At 61.3% G+C, this 21,628-nt stretch carries 21 protein-coding genes; 9 read left to right on the plus strand and 12 right to left on the minus strand.

The annotated features are described in order from the left end of the window. Positions 1–13 precede the first annotated feature (13 nt). From EEB13_RS23040 to EEB13_RS23050, 3 genes are all read left to right on the plus strand, one after another. Positions 14–904, plus strand: coding sequence for an SDR family oxidoreductase (locus EEB13_RS23040; protein WP_141486355.1), 891 nt, complete (start codon positions 14–16; stop codon positions 902–904). Further along, the gene (locus tag EEB13_RS23045) at positions 904–2,649 is read left to right on the plus strand and encodes a DEAD/DEAH box helicase family protein (RefSeq protein WP_141486356.1); all 1,746 of its coding nucleotides are present in this window, start codon (positions 904–906) and stop codon (positions 2,647–2,649) included. The genes EEB13_RS23040 and EEB13_RS23045 overlap by 1 nt, the downstream gene beginning before the upstream one ends. A 63-nt stretch (positions 2,650–2,712) precedes the next feature. Then, entirely contained in the window at positions 2,713–3,051 is a 339-nt protein-coding gene (locus EEB13_RS23050) for a YciI family protein (protein WP_033234195.1), read from the plus strand. On the opposite strand, the gene EEB13_RS23055 is transcribed toward EEB13_RS23050, so the two are convergent. Further along, the gene (locus EEB13_RS23055) at positions 3,048–4,286 is read right to left on the minus strand and encodes an MFS transporter (protein ID WP_141486357.1); all 1,239 of its coding nucleotides are present in this window, start codon (positions 4,284–4,286) and stop codon (positions 3,048–3,050) included. The genes EEB13_RS23050 and EEB13_RS23055 overlap by 4 nt on opposite strands. Positions 4,287–4,368: 82 nt before the next feature. On the opposite strand from EEB13_RS23055, the gene EEB13_RS23060 reads away from it, so the two are divergent. Continuing rightward, complete coding sequence (locus tag EEB13_RS23060; RefSeq protein ID WP_116102153.1) at positions 4,369–5,244, plus strand: LysR family transcriptional regulator; 876 nt, start codon at positions 4,369–4,371, stop codon at positions 5,242–5,244. Here the strand turns inward: EEB13_RS23060 and EEB13_RS23065 are convergent. From EEB13_RS23065 to cobF, 4 genes are all read right to left on the minus strand, one after another. Next, a complete protein-coding gene (locus EEB13_RS23065; RefSeq protein ID WP_141486358.1) occupies positions 5,237–6,103 on the minus strand; it encodes an Fpg/Nei family DNA glycosylase in 867 nt (288 codons plus the stop codon). The two genes, EEB13_RS23060 and EEB13_RS23065, sit on opposite strands and share 8 nt — an antisense overlap. Positions 6,104–6,134: 31 nt before the next feature. Continuing rightward, positions 6,135–7,310 carry a sensor domain-containing diguanylate cyclase gene (locus EEB13_RS23070; RefSeq protein ID WP_141486359.1) on the minus strand — a complete coding sequence of 392 codons (1,176 nt, stop codon included), beginning with the start codon at positions 7,308–7,310 and terminating at the stop codon, positions 6,135–6,137. 44 nt (positions 7,311–7,354) lie between these two features. Then, complete coding sequence (locus tag EEB13_RS23075) at positions 7,355–8,521, minus strand: sensor domain-containing diguanylate cyclase (protein WP_052683593.1); 1,167 nt, start codon at positions 8,519–8,521, stop codon at positions 7,355–7,357. A 77-nt stretch (positions 8,522–8,598) separates the two neighbouring features. Further along, positions 8,599–9,339, minus strand: a complete 741-nt coding sequence (gene cobF, locus EEB13_RS23080) for a precorrin-6A synthase (deacetylating) (RefSeq protein ID WP_141486360.1) — start codon at positions 9,337–9,339, stop codon at positions 8,599–8,601. Between the two features lie 37 nt (positions 9,340–9,376). Between cobF and EEB13_RS23085 the strand changes: the two genes are divergently transcribed. The 5 genes from EEB13_RS23085 (at position 9,377) to EEB13_RS23105 (ending at position 13,511) form a co-directional block, all read left to right on the plus strand. Then, positions 9,377–10,177: a thymidylate synthase gene (locus tag EEB13_RS23085; RefSeq protein WP_261984623.1), complete on the plus strand. Its 801-nt coding sequence runs from the start codon at positions 9,377–9,379 to the stop codon at positions 10,175–10,177. A gap of 2 nt (positions 10,178–10,179) precedes the next feature. Beyond that, positions 10,180–10,671, plus strand: coding sequence for a dihydrofolate reductase (locus EEB13_RS23090; protein WP_141486362.1), 492 nt, complete (start codon positions 10,180–10,182; stop codon positions 10,669–10,671). An 86-nt stretch (positions 10,672–10,757) separates the two neighbouring features. Next, positions 10,758–11,090, plus strand: coding sequence for a cupin domain-containing protein (locus EEB13_RS23095; RefSeq protein ID WP_033234188.1), 333 nt, complete (start codon positions 10,758–10,760; stop codon positions 11,088–11,090). Between the two features lie 30 nt (positions 11,091–11,120). Continuing rightward, the gene (locus EEB13_RS23100; protein WP_095888418.1) at positions 11,121–11,816 is read left to right on the plus strand and encodes an SRPBCC domain-containing protein; all 696 of its coding nucleotides are present in this window, start codon (positions 11,121–11,123) and stop codon (positions 11,814–11,816) included. 27 nt (positions 11,817–11,843) lie between these two features. Further along, the gene (locus EEB13_RS23105; protein ID WP_116102154.1) at positions 11,844–13,511 is read left to right on the plus strand and encodes a GAF domain-containing protein; all 1,668 of its coding nucleotides are present in this window, start codon (positions 11,844–11,846) and stop codon (positions 13,509–13,511) included. 1 nt (position 13,512) lies between these two features. On the opposite strand, the gene EEB13_RS23110 is transcribed toward EEB13_RS23105, so the two are convergent. The 7 genes from EEB13_RS23110 to cycA form a co-directional block, all read right to left on the minus strand. Then, on the minus strand, positions 13,513–14,145 hold the full coding sequence (locus EEB13_RS23110) for a response regulator (RefSeq protein ID WP_033234187.1): 633 nt from the start codon (positions 14,143–14,145) through the stop codon (positions 13,513–13,515). A gap of 75 nt (positions 14,146–14,220) precedes the next feature. Further along, entirely contained in the window at positions 14,221–15,114 is an 894-nt protein-coding gene (locus tag EEB13_RS23115; protein ID WP_141486363.1) for a universal stress protein, read from the minus strand. A gap of 168 nt (positions 15,115–15,282) precedes the next feature. Further along, on the minus strand, positions 15,283–16,323 hold the full coding sequence (locus EEB13_RS23120; protein ID WP_033234185.1) for an LLM class F420-dependent oxidoreductase: 1,041 nt from the start codon (positions 16,321–16,323) through the stop codon (positions 15,283–15,285). Between the two features lie 151 nt (positions 16,324–16,474). Further along, positions 16,475–17,368 carry a universal stress protein gene (locus EEB13_RS23125; protein ID WP_033234184.1) on the minus strand — a complete coding sequence of 298 codons (894 nt, stop codon included), beginning with the start codon at positions 17,366–17,368 and terminating at the stop codon, positions 16,475–16,477. Between the two features lie 144 nt (positions 17,369–17,512). Then, on the minus strand, positions 17,513–19,018 hold the full coding sequence (locus tag EEB13_RS23130) for a glutamate-cysteine ligase family protein (protein ID WP_141486364.1): 1,506 nt from the start codon (positions 19,016–19,018) through the stop codon (positions 17,513–17,515). 150 nt (positions 19,019–19,168) lie between these two features. Continuing rightward, on the minus strand, positions 19,169–19,957 hold the full coding sequence (locus tag EEB13_RS23135) for a M23 family metallopeptidase (RefSeq protein WP_033234182.1): 789 nt from the start codon (positions 19,955–19,957) through the stop codon (positions 19,169–19,171). Positions 19,958–20,079: 122 nt separating this feature from the next. After that, positions 20,080–21,543: a D-serine/D-alanine/glycine transporter gene (gene cycA / locus EEB13_RS23140; protein ID WP_033234181.1), complete on the minus strand. Its 1,464-nt coding sequence runs from the start codon at positions 21,541–21,543 to the stop codon at positions 20,080–20,082. Positions 21,544–21,628 lie beyond the last annotated feature (85 nt).

Here is a 21,628-nt window from a genome sequence, read left to right on the forward strand (position 1 = left end):
GAAGGGGTTCCCCATGTCCGAGCGTTCACGCACCATCGCCGTCACCGGCGCCACTGGCCATATCGGCGGGGAGGTCGCTCGCATCCTCACCGAGTCCGGTATTCCGCTGAGGCTGATCGCGCGTTCGATCAGCCGACTCCCCCAGTTACCCGGTGCGGAGAGCGCTGAGGCCACCTTCTCCGATCACGATCGCGCCGCCGCGGCCCTGCACGGCATCGACATCTTGTTCATGGTCTCGGCAGCAGAGAGTGCCGACCGTCTCGATCAGCACCGCACCTTCATCGACGCTGCCGTCTCCGCAGGCGTGCGCCACATCGTCTACACCTCGTACCTCGGCGCAGCACCGGACGCCACCTTCACGTTGGCCCGCGATCACTGGGCCACTGAGCAACATATCCGTTCCACCGCAATGTCTTTCACCTTTCTTCGCGACAGCGCTTACCTCGACTTCCTTCCCGCTATGGCCGGCGCTGACGGTGTCATCCGGGGCCCGGCCGGCAATGGCGCGGTCGGCGCGGTTGCTCGATCGGACATCGCCCGCGTCGCCGCGTCGGTACTGACCGATCCCGACGCGCATGTCGGCCGAACCTACGACCTCACCGGTCGGGAAGCGCTCACCCTCGCCGAGGTGGCAGCGATCATCACCGACGTCACCGGGCGTGAGACGGTTTACCACGAAGAAACCGTCGAGGAGGCCTATGCATCCCGCGCGTCGTACAACGCACCGGACTGGGAAGTTGACGCCTGGGTGTCCACCTACACCGCCATCGCAAACGGAGAACTCGCTGTCATCAGCACTGCGGTGGAAGACATCACCGGACGCCCCCCGTTGACGCTGCGCGAACTCCTCACCAGTGATCTCGGCAATGATCTCAACACTGACGAAACCGGTACCGACGCCTGATGCCACCCCGCAAGCGAACTGCAACAACACGTAAGCCAGCCACCCGAAAGACAGCTACACGAAAGGCGCCCACCCGAAAGACAGCTACAACTCCGGACGTTCCCACCGCAGGCCCGGGTGAACGTGTCTGGCTCCTCGACGTCCCGTTCCGGACTGCGGCGCCGGGCGCACAGTTCGTGAAGAAATGGAAGAGCTATGCCTGGGTGGGCAGCGAACTTCCTACAGAACTACTGTCGTTCAAAGCGCTCCCCTTCTCCTACCAGCAGTGGGTAGAGGACGACATCAATGGCGGCGCCGGAGAACGTCCGACGTCGGCGCCTAAAATACCGAGACCTGTTCAGGTTTCGGGGGCCGCTGCGGTAGTCGACGCCGCCCGCGCCGGCCGACGCGGTTTCTTGTTGGCCGACAACGCAGGTCTGGGCAAGACACTCATTGCGATCATGGCGGCCAAGACAATTGCCGAAGAACGTGGCGAGTCCAGCATCCTGGTCCTCGTCGACCGACCCGCTCAGATCACCATCCCGCATTGGCGGTACTCCATCGCTTCCGTCGGCGACGGCGGATTCCGTTGGCTGATCATGTCTCCCGATCAACTGAAGAAGCTCATTGCCCGCAACGGCCGCCCCAAGTACACATTCGGGGTTGTCATTGCCGACGAAGCCCAGCTGTACAGCAACGACACTCAGCGCACAGCGGCGTTCGAGAAGGTTGCCCGCTTCCCCAACAGTCACGATCAGTCGCCATTTGTCCTGTCGGTGACCGCAACGCCTGGTCACACTCCTGCCGATCAGCGTTATCTCGCACCACTTTTCGCGCAGCTACACGACGAGCCGTCGGAGTACTGGTCGGACTTAGGCGCCAGGCTACTCGAATCCGGCCTCCCACTGGATAAGTCGTACGGCAAGTGGACGTGGAGCGCCGAAGCCAAGGAATCACCGACTCTACAGGCGAGCGCTCTGGAAACCGTCCGAGGATGGTTGTCGAACAGTAAGCCGCCGTTGATGATTCATCGCCGAACTCCGTGGGGTCCGGTCCCACTCGACGGTATGCCTATCGACCTCACGCCCTCTCAACGCGCGCAGTACGAGACGGAGTGGGCCGAGTACGCGTACGAAATGGGATTGGCACGTAAAAGCCGCAACATTGCTCGCGGCCGCGCGCTGGTTCTGCGATACCGGCAGAAGGCCGGCATGATCCGCGCCGAATCCACCGCTCAGTGGGCGCAGGCTCAGGTCAAGGCAGGAAAGCAGGTGCTGGTGGCCGTCGAATTCGTGTCAACAGCGGGCGATCCGCTGGTCGAGATGATCGAAGACTCGGGGATTTCCGTTGCCAAGATTTTTGGCGCGGTCACCGACAAGGAGCACCAACGCCTTCGCTTCCAACGCGGCGAGGCGCCCGTTGTCGTTTTCAACGTCACGACGTCCATCTCACTGCATGCCAACGAGGCATTGCCGGACGGCACTCACGCGTCACCGCTGCCTCGCACCGGGATCTTCCATCAACCCCGGTACTCCGGTATTGCCGCCGAGCAGACTTTTGGTCGATCACACCGCGACTACCAAACGTGCCCGTGGCTCATCCCTTTTGGCGTCGGCACCAAGGAAGAGGATGTTGCAACAACGATGTTGCGTAATCTTCAGTCGGTAACCGGTTTGAAGGGTGGAGACCAGTCGGGCCTTCGCAGTCTCGCCGAACTCCTCGGCGTTGCATGGCTCGAGCCTGATGTCCTTACTGCCGAGCGCTAGACGCACTCGGTGCCGTTGATGCAACCCTTGATGTCCGCCCCGTCCGCGGGGCACCATCGAGACATGACCAAATACCTCATCTCCTTCCCGAGCGAAGCGCTGGTGCTCACCGACGAGGAGTTCCCGATCGTCTCCGCCGAATCCCACGCTGTGATCGAGGAGGCGAAGGCTGCCGGCGTCTACGTATTCGGCGGCGGAATCGACGGGGAAGTCGATCCCGTGCTGGTATCCGCCGACGGGTCGGTGAGCACCGAGATCTATCCGGGCAGCGAACTCACGGGCGGGTTCACCGTGCTGGAGCTGCCGACGCGCGAGGACGCGGTCGAGTGGGCGAGGAAAATCGCAGTGGCCTGCCGTTGCTCGCAGGAGCTCCGCGAGTTCGGGTACGACCCGGCCAGCTAGAGCCTCCGGCCCTGTGCCCCTTTCTGGTAGTGAGCGCTACCGGAAAGGCGCACAGGGTCATCCAACCGCCGGTCGACCATCCACACCGCTACCGTGGCGACGGAGAATGCCAGGCCGGCGATGCACACGCCGGACCATCCATACCCCTTCCAGACAACAGATCCCACGGCCGACCCGACGGCAGCGCCGACGAAGTAAGTCGTCATGTAGACGGAATTGACACGCGACCGCGCCTCCGGGACGAGTGCGTAGATGATGTTCTGGTTGCTGACATGCACTCCTTGCAGCGCAAGATCGGCGAGCAGGAAGGCGATCAGGAACCACACGAGGTGGGTGCCACCCACGGCAAAAGGCAACCAGCACAACAGAAGGACGGCCAGGGCGCCACCGGTGGCAAGTTGGGCCTTGCCACGATCAGCCAACCGCCCAGCGACAGTGGCCATCGACGCTCCCGCCACGCCGAGTAATCCCACCAGGCCGATCTGCGTGTCGTTGTACCCGAATTCGCCGGCCAGGAGAAATGCCATGGTGGTGAAGACCGTGCTGACCGCAGCAAAGGCGAGCCCGCCCATGGCGGCGCGAGTACGCAACCGCGGCAGGGTTTTTGCCAGGCTCCCGAGCGAACGCAGGGTCGCGAGGTAGCTCACCTTCGGCCGTGGGCCGGCGTCCGTGGGCAGGGATCGCCACAGCGCAACAGCCATGATCACCATCAACACCGCTGCCACCTTGTACACCGTCGACCATCCGCCCAGCCCGGAGAGCAGTCCGGCAACGCTGCGTGCCAACAGAATTCCGATCAGCAGGCCACTCATGATCGTGCCGACCACCTGGCCGGACCGCTGCGGTTCGGCGAGCGATGCGGCAAACGGAATGAGAACCTGCGCGGCAACCGAAAAGACACCGGCAACAGCGATTCCCACGGCCAGGGTGGCGAAGTTCGGAGCAAATCCACTGACCGCTTGACCGAGTGCTGCCAGAAGCATCAGACCAACCGTCAGCTTGCGTCGGTCGACCATGTCACCTACCGGCACCAGAAGCACCAAACCGAGCGCGTACGACACCTGGGCGATAGTCACCGTGGCAGCCGCCGTTGACGGCGACACATTCAAATGTTCCGCGATGGAATCGAGAAGCGGCTGGTTGAAGTAGTTGCCACCCGCGCACAGACCCGTTGCTGCCGCCATGAGCAGCACTATCGGTAGTCCAAGCCGTGGACGCGTGTCGTGAGAAATCATTGCTCAAGCATGAACCGCCATCCGATTGCAGTCCAATAGATAGATCTGCAGAATCAATCCTCAAAACAGATAGATTGGTGTCATGGAACTTCGGCACATCCGCTACGCACTCGCTGTTGCGGAGGACAGGCACTTCAGTCGAGCGGCACTTCGACTCCACGTGTCACAGTCGGCGTTGAGCACTCAGATACGGGATCTCGAACGCGAGCTCGGTGTCGAACTCTTCCAAAGAAACAGCCGCAATGTCGGGCTGACCGAGTCGGGCGAAGTGTTCGTCTCCCGAGCCCGAGACGTACTCGGTGCCGTGTCGCGACTGGTCAGCGACGTTTCGGGAAGCAACGTCGAGCAGGTTCGACTCACTGTCGGCGTCATTTCCTCAGCGGGCCGCGTCGATGTCGGACAGGCACTGGCAGCTCTGACGCAGCGCCACCCCGGCATCGATGTGACGGTGCGCCCCTACGGCAGCGAGGTAGTGATCGACGGCGTTCGATCGGGGGCTATCGACGTAGGAATTGTCGGCTTGGCGCCTGGGCGACTACCCAAGACGTTCTCGGCAACCCCGTTGTGGAGCGAGTCGACTGCCGCGTTTGTTCCGGACGGTCACCCTTTCAGCACACTGCCGTCCATCCGACTCGACGATCTGCGAGACGTCCCGCTCGTGGACTTCGCGTCGGGCAGCGAGGCCCGGGTCCAAACCGATCAGGCATTTGCGGAATCGCGGGTTCCGCGGGGACGTACGTACGAAGCGAATTCCGTCGACCTCATCTGTTCCCTGACAGTCAACGGCCTGGGCGTCGGCTTGCTGCCGGAGTCGATGAGCGCCGAGCATCCCGAATTGGTCTGTGTGCCGATCGCCGATGCGCCGCACCGGGTGGTCCATGCCATTACCGACCCGGCCCACTCATCGTCACTGGCCCGGGAGTTCGTCACACTCCTCTCCGATCAGTTCACTACTTGAGCAGCCGCGACATTCGCCTGTCTGCCAATGGTTTTCCGCCGGTCTGGCAGGTTGCGCAGTACTGGAAGGATCGCTCGGCAAAAGACACTTCGCGCACCACATCACCACACACGGGGCAGGGCAAACCGGTGCGGGCGTGTACCCGCATTCCCGATCGCTTCTCACCCTTCAGCCGTGCCGCGTCCTGTCCAACCGATCGCTCGACGGCATCGGCCAGCACGGTTCGCATGGCGTCGTACAGCGTTGTTATCTGTTCTTCGGTAAGACGAGACGACGTCGCGAACGGGGAAAGCCGTGCCGTGTGCAGGATTTCGTCGGAGTAGGCATTCCCGACGCCGGCGAGGAGTGACTGGTCGACTATCGCATTCTTGATCCGGGCGGAGGTACCACCAAGTATCTCGGCAAATTCCGCTTCGGTGACGGCCATGGCGTCGGGTCCCAGACGAGCGATCCCCGGCACCTCCAGCGGGTCCGCCACTATCCACACTGCCAGGCGTTTTTTCGTGCCGGCTTCGGTGAGATCGCAAGCAGGAGTGAGCCCCTCCGGCGTGAAGAAATGAACTCGAAGCGCCAACGGACCTTTGCCAGGTTTTGGTGGCGTCAACGACGGATTGTCCTGCCACCGCATCCATCCCCCACGCGACAGATGGGTGATGAGCCAGAGCCCATCGCAGTCCAGCCCAAGATGTTTACCGAATCTGGCTGCGCCCGTCACGTCTCGGCCCTGCAATGCAGCAATCGGCGGATCGAAGGTCTTGAGCACGCTCAATGCGGCAATGTCGATGCGGCCGACTACAGCGCCCACTGCGTGTTCGCGAAGAAATCCCGCCAGCGCTTCTACCTCGGGCAGTTCAGGCATGGCATCACCCTAGCGCCGAACACCGACAAACTCACTGCAGATTTCGCAGTACGACGACGGCGTGTTCCTGTCGTGCTTTTGCTGTGTACATGGCTTGATCCGCGCTTCGGAGGAGTGTTCCGTAGACGGCAATCGCACGATCCGGGGATCCGAACGGACCGGCCGCTGCGACAATTCCGACGCTCAACTCGACAACAGGATGCTCGGGACCGGTGACGGTTATGTTTCGCAGGGACTCTGCGAGACTGTCGATTTCCTGATCGTCGCACCGATCCACGACGACGAACTCGTCACCGCCAATGCGCGCGATCAACGCAGACGGACCGGCGGACTGTGTCAGTCTCGCGGCAACCTTCTCGATCACAACATCACCGACGTCGTGCCCGTACTCGTCGTTGATCGTCTTGAATCGATTGATATCCACCGCTGCGACAACCAAATTGGTGGAACTCTCGAATGGCCGATGCAACATCAATCCGACCTCGTCGGCCAACCCTCGTCTGTTCAAGAGTCCGCTCAGCGGGTCATGTTGCGCTTTCAAGGCATCGGTTCCGAGAATCGAGAACACGAACTGACACGCAAACGGGATCGCGTAGATGGCCGCGCCGACCAACAGGACCATGGCGATCAACGACGGAACATCGGTGTACTTTTCGATATAGGCGATGCGCGCGACAACTCCGATAACCACGACGGACGCCCACAACAGATGCAGAGTCTGCATGCGCGCGTTGTGGAAGAAGGCGATGTATCCGCCGATCACGGAGAACATCACACTGTGCGCCAATGCTGCTAGCGGATTCGAGTACAGCACCAGCGCTGCGGCAATCCCAATTTCCGAATAAATCACGAACACGTAGGACCAGGATCGCTCCAACCTGCCTCTGGTCGCGAGAATCGCGGCCATCAGCGCCGTCAGGACGATGATCACGAGGTTGGCGGTGCGCTCCCCGTGAGTAGTGGGACCCGCAGGACTGAATCTGGTCAAGAACATCACGACGATTACCAGAAGCAACGAGCTGACAACCAATGTTCTCGATGCGCCGGTCAGCCCTTTGTCTGCGAGATAACGTGTGAAGGACTCGAATTGGTCAGGGCGTCGATACCAGTCGACGAGCAGAGGCGCGACTCGGTGCAACGCGGCAGACGAAAACGGCCGTTCGGTAGCTTTGCTACCCGAATGTCCGTCATCGACCGCTGCACCCACCCGAACAGGATAAGCCTGCACGACCTTCCGCTATCCGACAATCATCACAATTGCGTGTGGGTGACGATGACCCGGTCACCCCCGGACGCCTTTGCCTGATACATCGCAGCGTCAGCGAGTCGGAACAATCCCGCGAGTTCCACTTCCGAGACATAGCTGGACGTCGAAGTCGACGGAATTGCGATTCCGATGCTGGTCGTGACCACCGGAACGTTGTCGGGCAACCGCATGTGCCGACGCAGATTCTCCTCGAGTTCGAGTTCGGCGCGCTTGCCGATCATGTCGACCAACACGAACTCGTCACCGCCGAATCTCGAGAACAGAGCGTGATTACTTCCACATCGACGTAGCCTCACCGCGAACTCGCGAAGGACAATATCGCCCTGTTCGTGTCCGTACGAATCGTTGACAGTCTTGAAATTGTCGACATCGACGATCACCACGACACAAGACAATCCGCGGGAGTTCGCTTCGGTGACCCCCCATTCTTCGACCGACCGCTGTAGTCCGCGCCGGTTCAGCAGGCCGGTCAGCGGATCCACATCCGAACTCTCGGCGTCCGAACCCAGGATCGACAGCACGAACTGGCAGGCAAATGGAATGACCACGATGCTCGTGGCGACAACCAACGACAACGCGATCGCCAACGCCGGATCCTCGTAAACGGCCACCTGACGAGCGACAAGCACCAGAACCACGCCGGACAGAACCATGTGCGCGGCCTGTAGTCGCGCATTGTGAAAATACGCGATATAGCCGCCCACCAAAACGAAGACGATGCATTGGATCAAACCGATAAACGGATCGCGGTTCAGAAATACACCGATCACTACGCCGAGCTCCGCGTACGCGACAAACAGGTACGACCACTTACGGGTCAGTGCCGGCAGCAGACTGAACAGCACAATCATCGCGACGGTCCCGGCGATGATCCCCGCGTTGATGACACTCGTGACTTGGTTGTGGACGCCCGCTTCGCTGAAACGCAGCAACAACATGGCAACCGCCACCGACACACACGACGCGATCACGATCAGGCGCACCGCCACCTCCAGCCCCTTGGACGCGAGGTATCGGGTGAAACTGTCGAACTGATCCGGCCGTCGAAACCACTGCACCAGAAGAGCGATTGCCGACCGCAGTGCTGACTGATCGCGTTCGCGCGGGGCAGGCAGGATCTCATGCGACCGATCCGCCCCGAACGATGTCATGGGCAAATCATAGGGTGCCGGTCCGCCGACAGTTGCACTTCACCTGGGTAAATACTTACCGCCTGCAGCGCGGCGGTCTAGCGACGAACGAGATACGTATCCATGATCCAGCCGTGCTTCTCACGCAATTCCGCCCGCACACGCACGATGTCGTCTTCTACCTCACGCAGGTTCCCGGCAATCAACACTTCGTCCGGTGTGCCCAGGTACGCGCCCCACCAGATTTCGACGTCATCCCCGGCAACCTCGGTAAATGTGCAGTGCGCGTCAAGCATCACGACGGCGTTGTCGATGCCGTCCGGCAATCCTTCGGCGAGCTTGCGCCCAGTGGTGATGTGTATCGATTCGCCGATGCGGTTGAGCACGATGCGGTGCTGCGCCGCCAAAGACTGCACACTCGTGACACCGGGAATTACCGTGTAGTCGAATGTGACGTTGCCGCGCGCGAGCACTCGTTCGACGATGCGCAAGGTGCTGTCGTAGAGCGACGGGTCACCCCACACCATAATCGCGCCGACTCCGGCTTCGGCCGCAAACTCTTCCTCGAAGATCGACGCTCGACGGTCATGCCAGTCGTCGACAACACCTTCGTAATCCGAAGGTGTCCGATCTCTCGGGGGATCGGTTATCTCGACGACGCGGTATTCACCGGTCACATGTTCTTCGAGAATCCCGGTTCTCAAGTCGACGAGATCCTGCTTCTCACTCCCCTTACCGATCACAAAGAACGTATCGGCCCTGTTCATGGCCTTGACAGCTTGGATCGTCACTTGGTCGGGGTCACCGGCGCCGACGCCGATCACGAGGAGTTCACGCATTGAACGAGGCTATCGTGCGTGCCCTAGACTGTGTCCCGTGACTGTCTCCACCGCATATGAAGACCTGTTGAAACTCGTGATGGAGACCGGCACCCCCAAAGCCGATCGCACCGGCACCGGCACTCGCAGCATCTTCGGTCACCAGATGCGATTCGATCTTGCCGACGGTTTCCCCCTGGTCACCACCAAGAAGGTGCACCTCAAGTCGATTGTCAACGAACTGTTGTGGTTCTTGCGCGGCGACTCCAACGTGGCGTGGCTACATGAACACGGCGTCTCCATCTGGGACGAGTGGGCCGACGAGAACGGTGAACTGGGCCCGGTCTACGGCGTCCAGTGGCGCAGTTGGCCCACCCCGTCGGGTGAGCACATCGACCAGATCACGCAAACTCTCGAAACCTTGCGATCCAACCCCGATTCGCGTCGGATCATCGTCTCCGCGTGGAACGTCGCCGACATTCCGCAGATGGCGCTCGCACCGTGTCACGCGTTTTTCCAGTTCTACGTCGCCGATGGCAAGCTCTCGTGCCAGTTGTATCAGCGCAGTGCCGACATGTTCCTGGGTGTTCCCTTCAACATCGCCAGCTACGCCCTGCTCACACACATGATGGCGCAGCAGGCCGGTCTCGACGTCGGCGAATTCATCTGGACCGGCGGCGACTGCCATATCTACGACAACCACGTCGATCAGGTCACCGAACAACTCAGCCGGACCCCGCTCGACCTTCCGGTTCTGAAACTGAACAAGCGCGATTCCATCTTCGATTACACCTTCGAGGATGTCGAAATAGTCGGTTACCAGCACCATCCTGCTATCAAGGCTCCGGTCGCGGTCTGATCATGAATGATCGCGCAGTCACCCTCATCTGGGCTCAGGCGAACAATGGTGTCATCGGTGCAGGCAACACGATTCCGTGGCGACTGCCGGAGGACATGGCCTACTTCAAGCGAGTCACCATGGGGCATCCGGTGATCATGGGCCGGTTGACCTGGGATTCCATTCCACCCAAGTTCCGGCCGTTCAGTGGGCGCCGCAATATCGTTGTCACCCGCGATTCGGAGTGGGCAGCGGACGGAGCCGAAGCCGCACACAGCCTCGACGACGCGCTGGCATTGCCTGACGGCGACCTCTTTGTTGTCGGCGGAGGGCAAATATATTCGGCTGCACTGCCATTCGCAACGCGTCTCTTGGTGACCGAGATCGATCTCGATATCACCGGCGAAGCCTTTGCTCCCGAGATCGGCCCCGATTGGAACCTCACGTCCGACGACCCCTGGCACACGTCGGAGAAGACCGGGTTGCGCTTCCGCTGGCTCGAATACACTCGCTGACCACTTCCGCCAATAACGAGGCACCTCACCAGCCTGTCGGTCATACTCGAGACACCGAGATGATCGCGCTACCCGAGAGGTCTTCGATGGACAAGAAGTCACTGACAGCCCTCGCCCGTCAACAATTGAAACTGGCTGCGTCGGCAACCAGCGGTCGTAGTTCACAAACCGTCTATGGTGGCCACCAACGCAGCCTGCGACAGACCGTGATCGCGCTGAGCGCCGGCAAGAGCCTCGCAGAACACGACAGTCCCGGCGAAGCAACGCTGTTGGTCCTGAGTGGGAAACTCAATCTCGTGTGCGGTAGCGACGAATGGAAAGGGTCGACTGGCGATTTCCTCACCATTCCGGCCCACCGGCACAGTGTCGAAGCGCTCGAAGACGTTGCTTTTCTGCTGACAGTCGCCATGAAGGGCTGACGGACGGTTGATCCCGGTAGCGTGTTCCCCGTGAACGAAACGGTGATCGAGGTGTCCATCGCAGCAGCGCCGTCCGTGCTGTGGCCGGCGCTGCGCGATCCTTCGCTGATTCGGCGCTGGTTCGGGTGGGACTACGACGGACTCGACGACGAAATCACTCAGATCTACGGCACCGCGGTCGCAGACCCTGACGCACACACCCTCGAACTGGGTAACGGTGATCGCTTCGCCTTGATCGACCAGGGCGGCAGAACCATTGTCCGGATGACGCGTCCGCCGCAGGTACCCGACGACGAATGGTACGAGGACATCACGGAGGGCTGGACCACATTTCTGCACTTCTTGAAGTTCGGCGTCGAACATCACGGATTGGCCGAGCGCAGAACAATTTACCTCGACGGCCCACTGATTCCGGGTGAATCCGCAGCCTCGATCCTCGGACTCGGGCACCTTCCTGTGGAAGCCGGCGGGCGTTACACCGCCACGCTTGCTCCCGGCGATTACGCCGACGGCATTGTCGACTTCGTCAGCGCGCTGCAAACAGGAGTGACAATCGAAGACCTTGGTCCCGGACTGTTGGTGGTCGCGGCAAAGCCGACGGTTCCGTACCGCGCCCAGCAGGAACTCCAGATCATTCTGGCCACTTACGATCTCAGCGCGGACGAGTTCGACGAGATCGAACATCACTGGAAGCAGTGGTGGGACGGCCGATCTCGCCAAGAGTGACCACACTGGGAGCGATATGCTTCGAGCATGATCGACTCTTCGGGCAACCCGACACGCAATTTCGCCGAAGTACTCGAGCGTCTGGCCGACTCCAAGGCTGACATCCCGACGCTCCACCGACTTCTCGAAGCAGTGCTTGTTGTCGGTTCCGGGCTTGATCTCGATCTCACGCTGCAGCGCATCATTATTGCGGCAACCACTGTATTGGATTGCAACTACGGGGCATTGGGCGTGCGGGCACCGGGCGGTGGGCTGGCCGAATTCGTGTACGAGGGCATCGACGAACCGCTGCGGCAGACGATGGGACACTTCCCGGAAGGCCACGGCGTGCTCGGCGTCCTCATGAACGATCCCAAGACTCTGCGTGTTCCGCATCTCGGCGCCCACCCCGCCTCTGTCGGATTTCCCGCCAATCATCCGCCGATGGACAGCTTCCTGGGCGCGCCGATCATGATGCGCGGTGAGGTTTTCGGCAGCATCTATCTCACCGAGAAACGTGGTGCGGCAGAGTTCACCGAGGAGGACGAGGTCATCCTCGAAGCGCTTGCCATCGCCGCCGGTATCGCAGCCGAGAACGTCAGGCTGTTCGAGCAGTCTCGGACCCGTGAAAGATGGCTCACCGCAATGTCTGCCATCCGGTCACGATTGCTGGCGGGCGATTCGCTCGACGACAGTCTGCAACTGCTCGCCACCCGTGTGCGCGAGTTGACCGGCATCGACGATGTCATCGTGCTGATCTGCGAGAACGGCTACGCGCAGGTACACACCGCGGTCAGCGCCCGGCCGACATCGCGGGGAGTCCGAGTCCCGGCGAGCCTCTATCCATTCGACGTCATTCGGCAGACTCGACGGTTGCACGTATTCACCGAATTGGGCTCGCTGCTCGACTTGGTCCCGACAGCGGGTAGCGCGGTGCTGGCCCCGATGACGGTTGCATCCGGCGTGGTGGGCGCATTACTGCTCACGTCGGATTCCGCCAACACTCACTGGGATTCGGACGAACTCACCCGGATCGAGTCGATGGCCGAATTAGGCTCTGTAGCTATCGAATTCGACGAGAAACAACGTGGACAGCGTCTCCTGTCGGTTCTGGCAGATCGCGACCGCATTGCGCGTGACCTGCATGACAACGTCATTCAGCGTCTGTTTGCCAGCGGCATGAGCCTGCAGAGCACCTTGCCCGATTCCGATCTTCCCGACTCAGCGCGTGCCATCGTCACCCGGTCGCTGGAGCAGTTGGACCAAACCGTCCGCGAAATCCGCACCACCATCTTCGATCTCCAGACACCCGCGACCGCGGACTCGACCAGCCTGCGCCGACGCCTCCTCGACGTAATCGGTGACGCCACAGCACAATCAGCAGTCACCCCGAGCGTTCAGTTCTCGGGAGCGATCGACACACTCGTGAAAGCCGGAATCCACCCCCATGCCGAAGCCGTGCTCCGTGAAGGTTTGAGCAACGTTCTGCGACATGCCCAGGCAGACACGATCACCATCTCCGTGACCGCCGACCTCGAATTTGCCATCACCATCGACGACGACGGCAAAGGTATCCCCGTCGGCGTCCACAAGAGCGGCTTGCACAATCTCGAGCGCCGCGCTGAACATTGTGGTGGCACATGCACAATCGGCAACCGCAGCCCGAACGGCACCCGCCTGGTGTGGCGGGTACCGCTGAGGCGGCGGAAGCCCTGAACTACTTGTTGCGCAGCTCGGTTGCCAGCACGGCAGCCTGAGTCCTGCGCTGCATACCCAGCTTCGAGAGCAAACGGGTCACGTAGTTCTTGACCGTCTTCTCGGCGAGGAACAGCCTCGCGCCGATCTCTCGATTGGTCAGGCCCTCACCGATGAGGTCGAATACCGCGCGTTCCTGATCGGAGAGTTCCGCCAGCGGATCTGCGGTGCGTTCGCTGCGGATTCGCGCCATCAACGCTTCGGTGGCGCGGCTGTCGAGCAGCGATCCACCCAAGCCGACGGTGCGTACCGCCGCAACAAGATCCGTGCCCAGAATCTGCTTCAGCACAAAGCCGGACGCGCCCGCCATGATGGCGTCGAGCAGCGCTTCGTCGTCCGCATACGACGTCAACATCAGGCACCGCAGGTTCGGCAGCATCGAGCGAAGGTCGCGACACAATTCAACGCCGTTGCCGTCGGCCAGTCGCACGTCCAGAACCGCGACATCGACATTGCTCTTGGGGATAACGGCCATCGCCTCCCCTACCGACGACGCTTCCCCGACCACCTCGAAATCCTCGACGCCGCCGAGCAGATCGAACAGTCCGCGTCGGACGATCTCGTGATCGTCGACCAGGAACACGCGCGTAGTCATCTAAGCCTCTTTCAAGAATCTATTGCCGATCGAAACAACTGTGGTGTCAGTTGACGAGTGTCAGTTCCAGCCGTGTCAGTTCTTGCTGTGGCGCACGATCAACACGGGGCAATCTGCGGTGTGCAGAAGTGCGCGACTGGTCGAGCCCAGAAGCATTCCGGTGAAGCCACCACGTCCGCGGCTACCGACCACCACCAACTGCGCAGTCTCGGCATACTCGCTCAAAACCCGCACCGGGCGATCGCGCGCTACTACACGCTCGACCACAACGTCTGGGTATCGCTCGGTGAATCCGGCCAACTGCTCTGCCAGAACTACTTCTTCGCCGGTCTGGATGCTGCTCCACAACGGGTCGTCCGGAGTGGCGCCCAGTGAAGGCTGCACACTCACGTCGCTCCACACGTTGACGGCGATCAGCGTGGCGCCGCGCGCCGACGCCTGCTCGAATGCGTGCTCGATGGCCTCGATGCTGTTTTCGGAGCCGTCGACACCGACAACAACCGGTCCCTGAGTGGGCGGCTGACCGTCCAGTGTCCGCCCGCGCACGACTGCCACGGGCGATTCACCGTGCGAGACAATCGATACCGTCACCGAACCGACGACAAGTCCGGTGAATTCGCCGTGCCCACGCGGACCCACGGCAACCATGTATGCGCGCTTGGACAATTCGATCAATGAGTCGGAGACACTGCCGTCGAGTTGTTCGGTGATTACTTCGAGATCACCGTCGACACTCTGGTGGGCCAGGATCTTGGCGCTGTCGAGTCTGGCACGAGCAGTGCGTCGCAGTTCGTCCTTGAAACTCTCGGCCAGATACGGCTCGGAATAATAGAAGGCCGGAATGTGCACCACCGTTGCAATATGCAGCGGACGCCCCAACACAGCGGCGGTGCGTGCGGCCCACACAACGGCCGACGACGCCGCCTCGGAACCGTCCACAGCTACGACAACCGGGTGGATTGCACTCATTTTCGTCCCTTCAGGATCGACTACAGAACTCTATCTGCCTCCACACTATTGCTCCCACACTATTGCCCAAGTGCGATAAATACGTTTTATCCGCTACGGCAGGTCCCGAATCGGACATCTGCTGTGCGCCTTTATTGACCGCGGGGGGTTAATAAAGGCGCACAGCGGTTAATCACAAATGTTCCGGAACTTCTCGATCAGGCCGACACGTCCGGCGCGATCAGCCGCCAGCGGGGTGACGTTGAGGGTGGTGACGCCGGATTCTGCAAATGCGGCGACGCGTTCACGGACGTAGCTTTCGGGACCGATGAGCGAGACTGCACGGACGAGGTCGTCCGGCACTGCTGCCGCGGCTTCTTCTTTCTTGCCTGCAAGGTAGAGATCTTGGATCTTCTCGGCAGCTTCGGCGTAGCCGTAGCGGACGGCAAGATCGTTGTAGAAGTTCTTTCCCTTGGCTCCCATGCCGCCGATGTAGAGGGCGATGCTGGGACGGACCCAGTCCAGCATGTGGTCGACGTCGTCACCGATGGCCAGCGCCGGGGACGCGTACACCTGCAGTTCGCCGAGGCTGGGGTCGCGCTTCGCCTTGCCCTTGGCGAGGGGCTCTCCCCAGACGCTTGCTGCTTTCTCGGGGTGGTAGAAAATCGGCTCCCACCCTTCCGCGATCTCGGCGGTGAGTTCGACGTTCTTCGGGCCGAGGGAAGCGATGAGGATCGGGATGCGCTCACGAACGGGATGGTTGATGAGCTTGAGCGGCTTGCCCAGTCCGGTTCCCTTCTCGGCGGGTAGCGGCACCTGGTAGTACTTGCCCTGGTACTCGACCTTTTCCCGACGCCATACCTGGCGGCAGATTTCGACGACCTCGCGAGTACGGCCGAGAGGGGCGTCGTACTTGACGCCGTGGAAACCTTCGATCACCTGTGGGCCGGACGCGCCAAGGCCCATGACAAATCGTCCGTTGGAGACGAAGTCGAGGCCGGCGGCAGTCATCGCGGTAAGCGACGGCGTGCGGGTGTAGATCTGGAAGATGCCGGAGGCAAGTTCGATGGTTGTCGTCTTCGCGGCCAGGTATCCGAGTTGGCTGACCGCGTCGAACGAGTAGGCCTCCGGGACAAACGCAATGTCCAGACCGGCCTTTTCGAGGTCACCGACTTCTTCGACAGTCTCGGCGAATCCGCCGCTGTAGTTCAAACCCATTCCGATGCGCACGTTCTAACCCCAATCCTCACGATTGCCATGTGTGCGCCAGGCACACCTCCCCCTGAACACTACGGAACATGAGGCCGTATTCATGTGACTGCCCCGTTCATATTCGGTGACCGAAATGAACGGGGCAGGTTCTCACAGGCGCATCGAGAAATCAGGAATCTTCGGGACGAACCACCATCACCGGGCACTGCGCGGAAGCGATCAGTGTGTTGCTGGTGGATCCAAGGAGCATTCCGCGGAATCCGCCGCGGCCTCGGCTACCGACGACGACAAGCTGCGCCCGAGCCGACCACTCGAGCAGGCGGCCACGCGGGTTGTCGAGGTAGATCTCACGGCGAACCACGACGTCCGGGTACTTCTCGGACCATCCGGCAAGATTCTCGCTCAATACCGCATGCTCTTCTTCCTCGAGCGATGCCGGTGCCAGCGCGGCAGCGCGGGGATCTTCGAACGCTGCTGTTCCGAGGTCACTCCAGACGTGGACGGCTACCAGTTCTGCGCCGCGGAACGCCGCTTCCTCGAATGCCGCACCCACAGCCTGCGCGCTCAGCGCACTGCCGTCTACGCCCACGACGACGGGACCATCGGACGGTACGACGCCGTCACGTTCGCGCACAACGATGACGGGGCACTTACCGTGGCTCGCGACACCGACTGCGGTGTTGCCGAGTACCGCGGTGGCAGCCTTTCCGGACGACGATGCTCCCACGACGACCAGACGGGCTTTCGCGGAGCTCTCCAGAAGCCACTGCGTCGGGCTACCGATGGCCATCTCGGTGTGGACGGTGACCGTCGGGGCGACCTCGGCGGCAAACTTCTCGGCGTCGCCGAGTACGGCTTTTCCGGCCTCTTCCACCCACTCGTACACGCCACCCGCGTCGATGTACGGGCCGCCGAATCCGTACGGCGCAAAGTCGAGCGCGTGAATGATATCGAGACGCAATTCTCGCTGCGCGGCAATTTTCGCAGCTTCTCGGAGCGCGGTCGACGCGGTGTCCGATCCGTCGATTCCGACGACGACATTGTTGTGTTCGCGTGAACTCATGTGCCCACCTTCCGTAAGAAGTTATCGAGCCACTTCCACTCTAACCATCGCAATTACGACATGGTTTCCGGGTCGAATCCATCCCTGTTTCGATGACCAAGGTCCCCGAAACTGTTGATGGGGAGTTGAATTAGCGAGCCCGAATCAGTCCCACAAGTGAACTGGATTACCACTGCGCATGTTTTCGATATATGCCCGCATCATCTCGGCGAGAGCGGCAGTTCGATCGAGTCCTGCGGCCTCACCGGCGACGACGCGTCCCCGCTGCCACGCCGCACCGGTTTGCCGGTTGAGACACCGGCCTTCGATGACGCCGAGGTACTTCTCACGCGCTGCTCTCGACAACCCGAAGTCGGCCAAGCCTTCGTCCGCGAGGGGAAGTAGCCGTCGCAGGATCAATTCGTCCGCACCGACCCAGCCCATGCCCGGCCAGTACAGCATTGCGTCCAGCCCGTGCTTGGCGCCGATGTGCAGGTTCTCTTCTGCGGCATGGAAAGACATCTGCGACCACAGTGGGCGATCCGCGTTGACGAGCGCCCGCACTGTTCCGTAGTAGAACGCGGCGTTTGCCATGATGTCGAGTACGGTGGGCCCGGCCGGCAGCACTCGATTCTCGATCCGCAAGTGCGGCTTGCCATCCGAGCAGTCGTACACCGGACGATTCCAGCGGTAGACGGTTCCGTTGTGCATCTGGAGTTCTTTCAACTCCGGAATTCCGCCTGCCGCAAGAACCTCCAGGGGATCCGCATCTGAGACGTCTGGTAGCAGCGCCGGGAAGTATCGCGAATTCTCCTCGAAGAGATCGAGAACCGAATGTATCCAGCGTTCCCCGAACCAGACGCGTGGTCGCACTCCCTGATTCTTGAGTTCGAGTGTTCTGGTGTCCGTGGCCTGTTCGAAGATCGGTATCCGAGATTCATGCCACAGCGCCTTGCCTGCCAGGAATGGCGAGTTGGCGGCCAGCGCCACCTGCGGCCCGGCCAGGCACTGCGCCGCGTTCCAGTGCGGCGCAAACTCTTCGGGAGAAACCCGAAGGTGCAACTGCATCGACGTGCAGGCCGCCTCGGGAACCACCGAATTGGTATCGGCGCGTAGCACTTCCACTGGCCCACCGGAAAGTGCGACACCCTCTACGTCGAGTTCGATGTCTTCACCACGCGCTGCGAAGATCTGCTCGTTGAGTAATTCGTAGCGCGGATTCGCGGTAATCCACTCGCGGTCGAGGTGCTCGAGCTGGAGCGTCGGCAGCATCCCGATCATCACCATCTCGGCGTCGTGCTCATGGATGCGAGCGTCCGCGATCGCGAGTGAACTGCGCAGTTTTTCTTCGAGCTCGAATGTGTTGTCGCCGGTCAGTGGGCCAGGTTCGACATTCATCTCGACGTTGAACTGCCCGAGCTCCGTTTGAAACACCGCATCGTCGTCGATGGCGTCGAGCACTGCAAGGTTGGACATCGCCGGCAGCATGTCGCCGGCTACGAGGTTGAACTCGATCTCCATTCCCAGCAACGGGTCGGGTTTCTCGACTGCGTCCCGGAAGTCGCCGCGATCGAGCATCTGCTTCATGGCGTCGACGCACAATCGCACCTTCTTGCGGAACACCCGCCGGTCGGCCCTCGTGAACATTCGTGCTTGAACTTCTGCGCCCATATCCGATCCCCCTCCTTCGCGATCAACCACCGAAGGTCGTCTTCCGCAAGGCTAACCGGCCGACTCCCGACCACAACCCGAACCGAGCATGAAAAGACTGCAGGGCACCGGAATTAACTCCGATGCCCTGCCGGTCCGCAAAAGATCTTCCTACGAGTTGTCCACCCAGGTCACTGCCACGCCGCGCGCCTTCAGCCAGATGGCCGGATCAACCTTGGCGCCGTTTTCCGCAACCTCGAAGTGCAGGTGCGGGCCGGTGGACTGGCCGCGGTTACCGACGGTAGCGATCTGCTGGCCGGCGGCTACGCGCTGGCCCACTGCAACCTGGTAGTCGTTGACGTGTCCGTATGTGGTGACTGCGCCGTCGTCGTGCTGGATGCGCACCCAGAGACCGAAGCCCGAGGCCGGACCGGCGTCGATGACCTGACCGGACGCAGCCGCGAGAACCGGAGTTCCGATCGGGGCCGCGATGTCCAGACCGCCGTGGTGCGCGCCCCAACGGTTACCGAACGTGGAGGTGAGCGTTCCGGAAACAGGCTGAACGGTGCCGCTGTTCGACGAAACCGGGTTGAACGAGCCGGTGAACTGCTGCACCTGTGCGTTCACCTGTGCCACGAGGTCGGGAAGTTCGGGAACCTCGATGCCCGCCGCCGGCGGGAGCCCAAGATTCGACAGCTCGGCTGGGATCTCGATGCCCTCGGGAAGCAATCCCTGCGGAATCTCGAATCCGGCGATGTTCTGGGTGGCCGGGGCTGCCGCTGCGGTGCCTGCACCCATCTGACCTGCGCCGACGAGCAGTGCGCCCGTGGCTGCAGCTACAACACCAGCCTTGACGCCTGCGCCCGGGCCAGCCGACGGAACGCGGTGACGTCCACTCGCTGCGTCTGGATCGATCTCGAATGCAGCAATGGAATTGTCCGTGCGGTGGTGGTCTCCCACAGTTTTTACCCTGTCAGTCGTCGGCTTGCAGCAGTCCTCGAACGAAGCCCGCTCCTCTGTCTTGCCGACGAATGTAACAGTTTGATCAAGGAAACCGCCACCGTTACACGTTCTTGACCAAACTATTTTTCGTCCGTCTGTCGACTCGCATCCAGTTCTGCCCGGAATGCCTCGTACCGCGCGCGGTGCGCGGGCCGGCGACGAATAATCGCCCACGCGATTCCGAGTGCGACAAACCAGATCGGGGTGACGAGCAGCGCCTGCAGCGTGTCGTCCTTGGTGGTCAGCGCCCACAAGATGAACACGAAGAAAGCCAGCACAACCCAGCACATCACGATGCCGCCTGGCATCTTGAACTTCGACGCCTCGTGTAGGTGCGGGCGACGCTTCCGGTACACCAGGTAGCTCGCCAGGATGATCGTCCACACGAACATGAAGAGCAGTGCGGAGATTGTGGTCACAACGGTGAATGCCTCGATCACCGAGTCACCGGAGAACAGCAGGATCAACGACGCGAGCAGGAAGATGCACGAGAACATCAGGGCATTCGCGGGGACCTTGCGCGAGTTCAGCTTGCCGAGAGCCTTCGGTGCGTCGCCCTCCTGAGCCAGGCCGAACACCATGCGTGAGGTCGAGTAGATGCCCGAGTTCGCCGACGATGCCGCCGACGTCAGCACCACGAAGTTGATGACCGACGCGGCGATACCCAAGCCGGCGAGCGTGAACATCGCGACGAATGGACTCTTGTCCGCTTGGATCTCACGCCACGGCGTCACACAGATGATGACGGTCAGTGCGACCACGTAGAACAGCAGCACACGAATCGGGATGGAGTTGATGGCCTTCGGGAGGTTCTTCTCCGGATCCTTGGCCTCGGCCGCCGTCGTACCCACCAGTTCGATACCCACAAACGCAAACACTGCGATCTGGAAGCCCGCGACAAACCCCATGAAGCCGGTCGGGAACATGCCGCCGTCGTTCCAGAGATTGTCGACGCCGGAGGTGGCGCCGTTGGGCGCGGTGAACCCGGAGACGACCATCACGATGCCGACGATGATCAAGCTGACGATGGCGATGATCTTGATCAGCGCGAACCAGAACTCGGTTTCACCGAACGCCTTCACCGTCGGCAGATTGAGAAGGAGGAGTGCGGCGATGGTCAGCAGCGCCGGAATCCACGCGGCCAACCCAGGCCACCAGTACTTGAAGTAGCCCGAGATCGCGATCACGTCCGCGATGCCGGTGACGATCCAGCAGAACCAATACGTCCAGCCGGTGAAGAATCCCGCCCACGGCCCCAGGAGATCAGCAGCGAAGTCGGAGAACGACTTGTACGACATATTGGAGAGCAGCAACTCCCCCATCGCCCGCATGACGAAGAAGAGCATGAAGCCGATGATCATGTACACGAAGATCACCGACGGCCCGGCCAGCGAGATCGTCTTGCCCGAACCCATGAACAGGCCGGTGCCGATGGCGCCGCCGATCGCGATCAGCTGGATGTGACGATTGGACAGCTGACGCGACAAGTGGGGGTCGTCACCCGCCGATTTGCTTCGGTCAACGTGGTTCACGTGGTCGGACACGGAGAATCCCCCTGGTCATTCGGCGCGGGCCGAGAGCGACGAACACTGCCCTTCGACACGAACTTCGGAAAATGTGCCCTCCCAA

This window comes from Rhodococcus sp. WS3 (genome assembly GCF_003797085.1).
Lineage (GTDB): Bacteria > Actinomycetota > Actinomycetes > Mycobacteriales > Mycobacteriaceae > Rhodococcus_F > Rhodococcus_F globerula.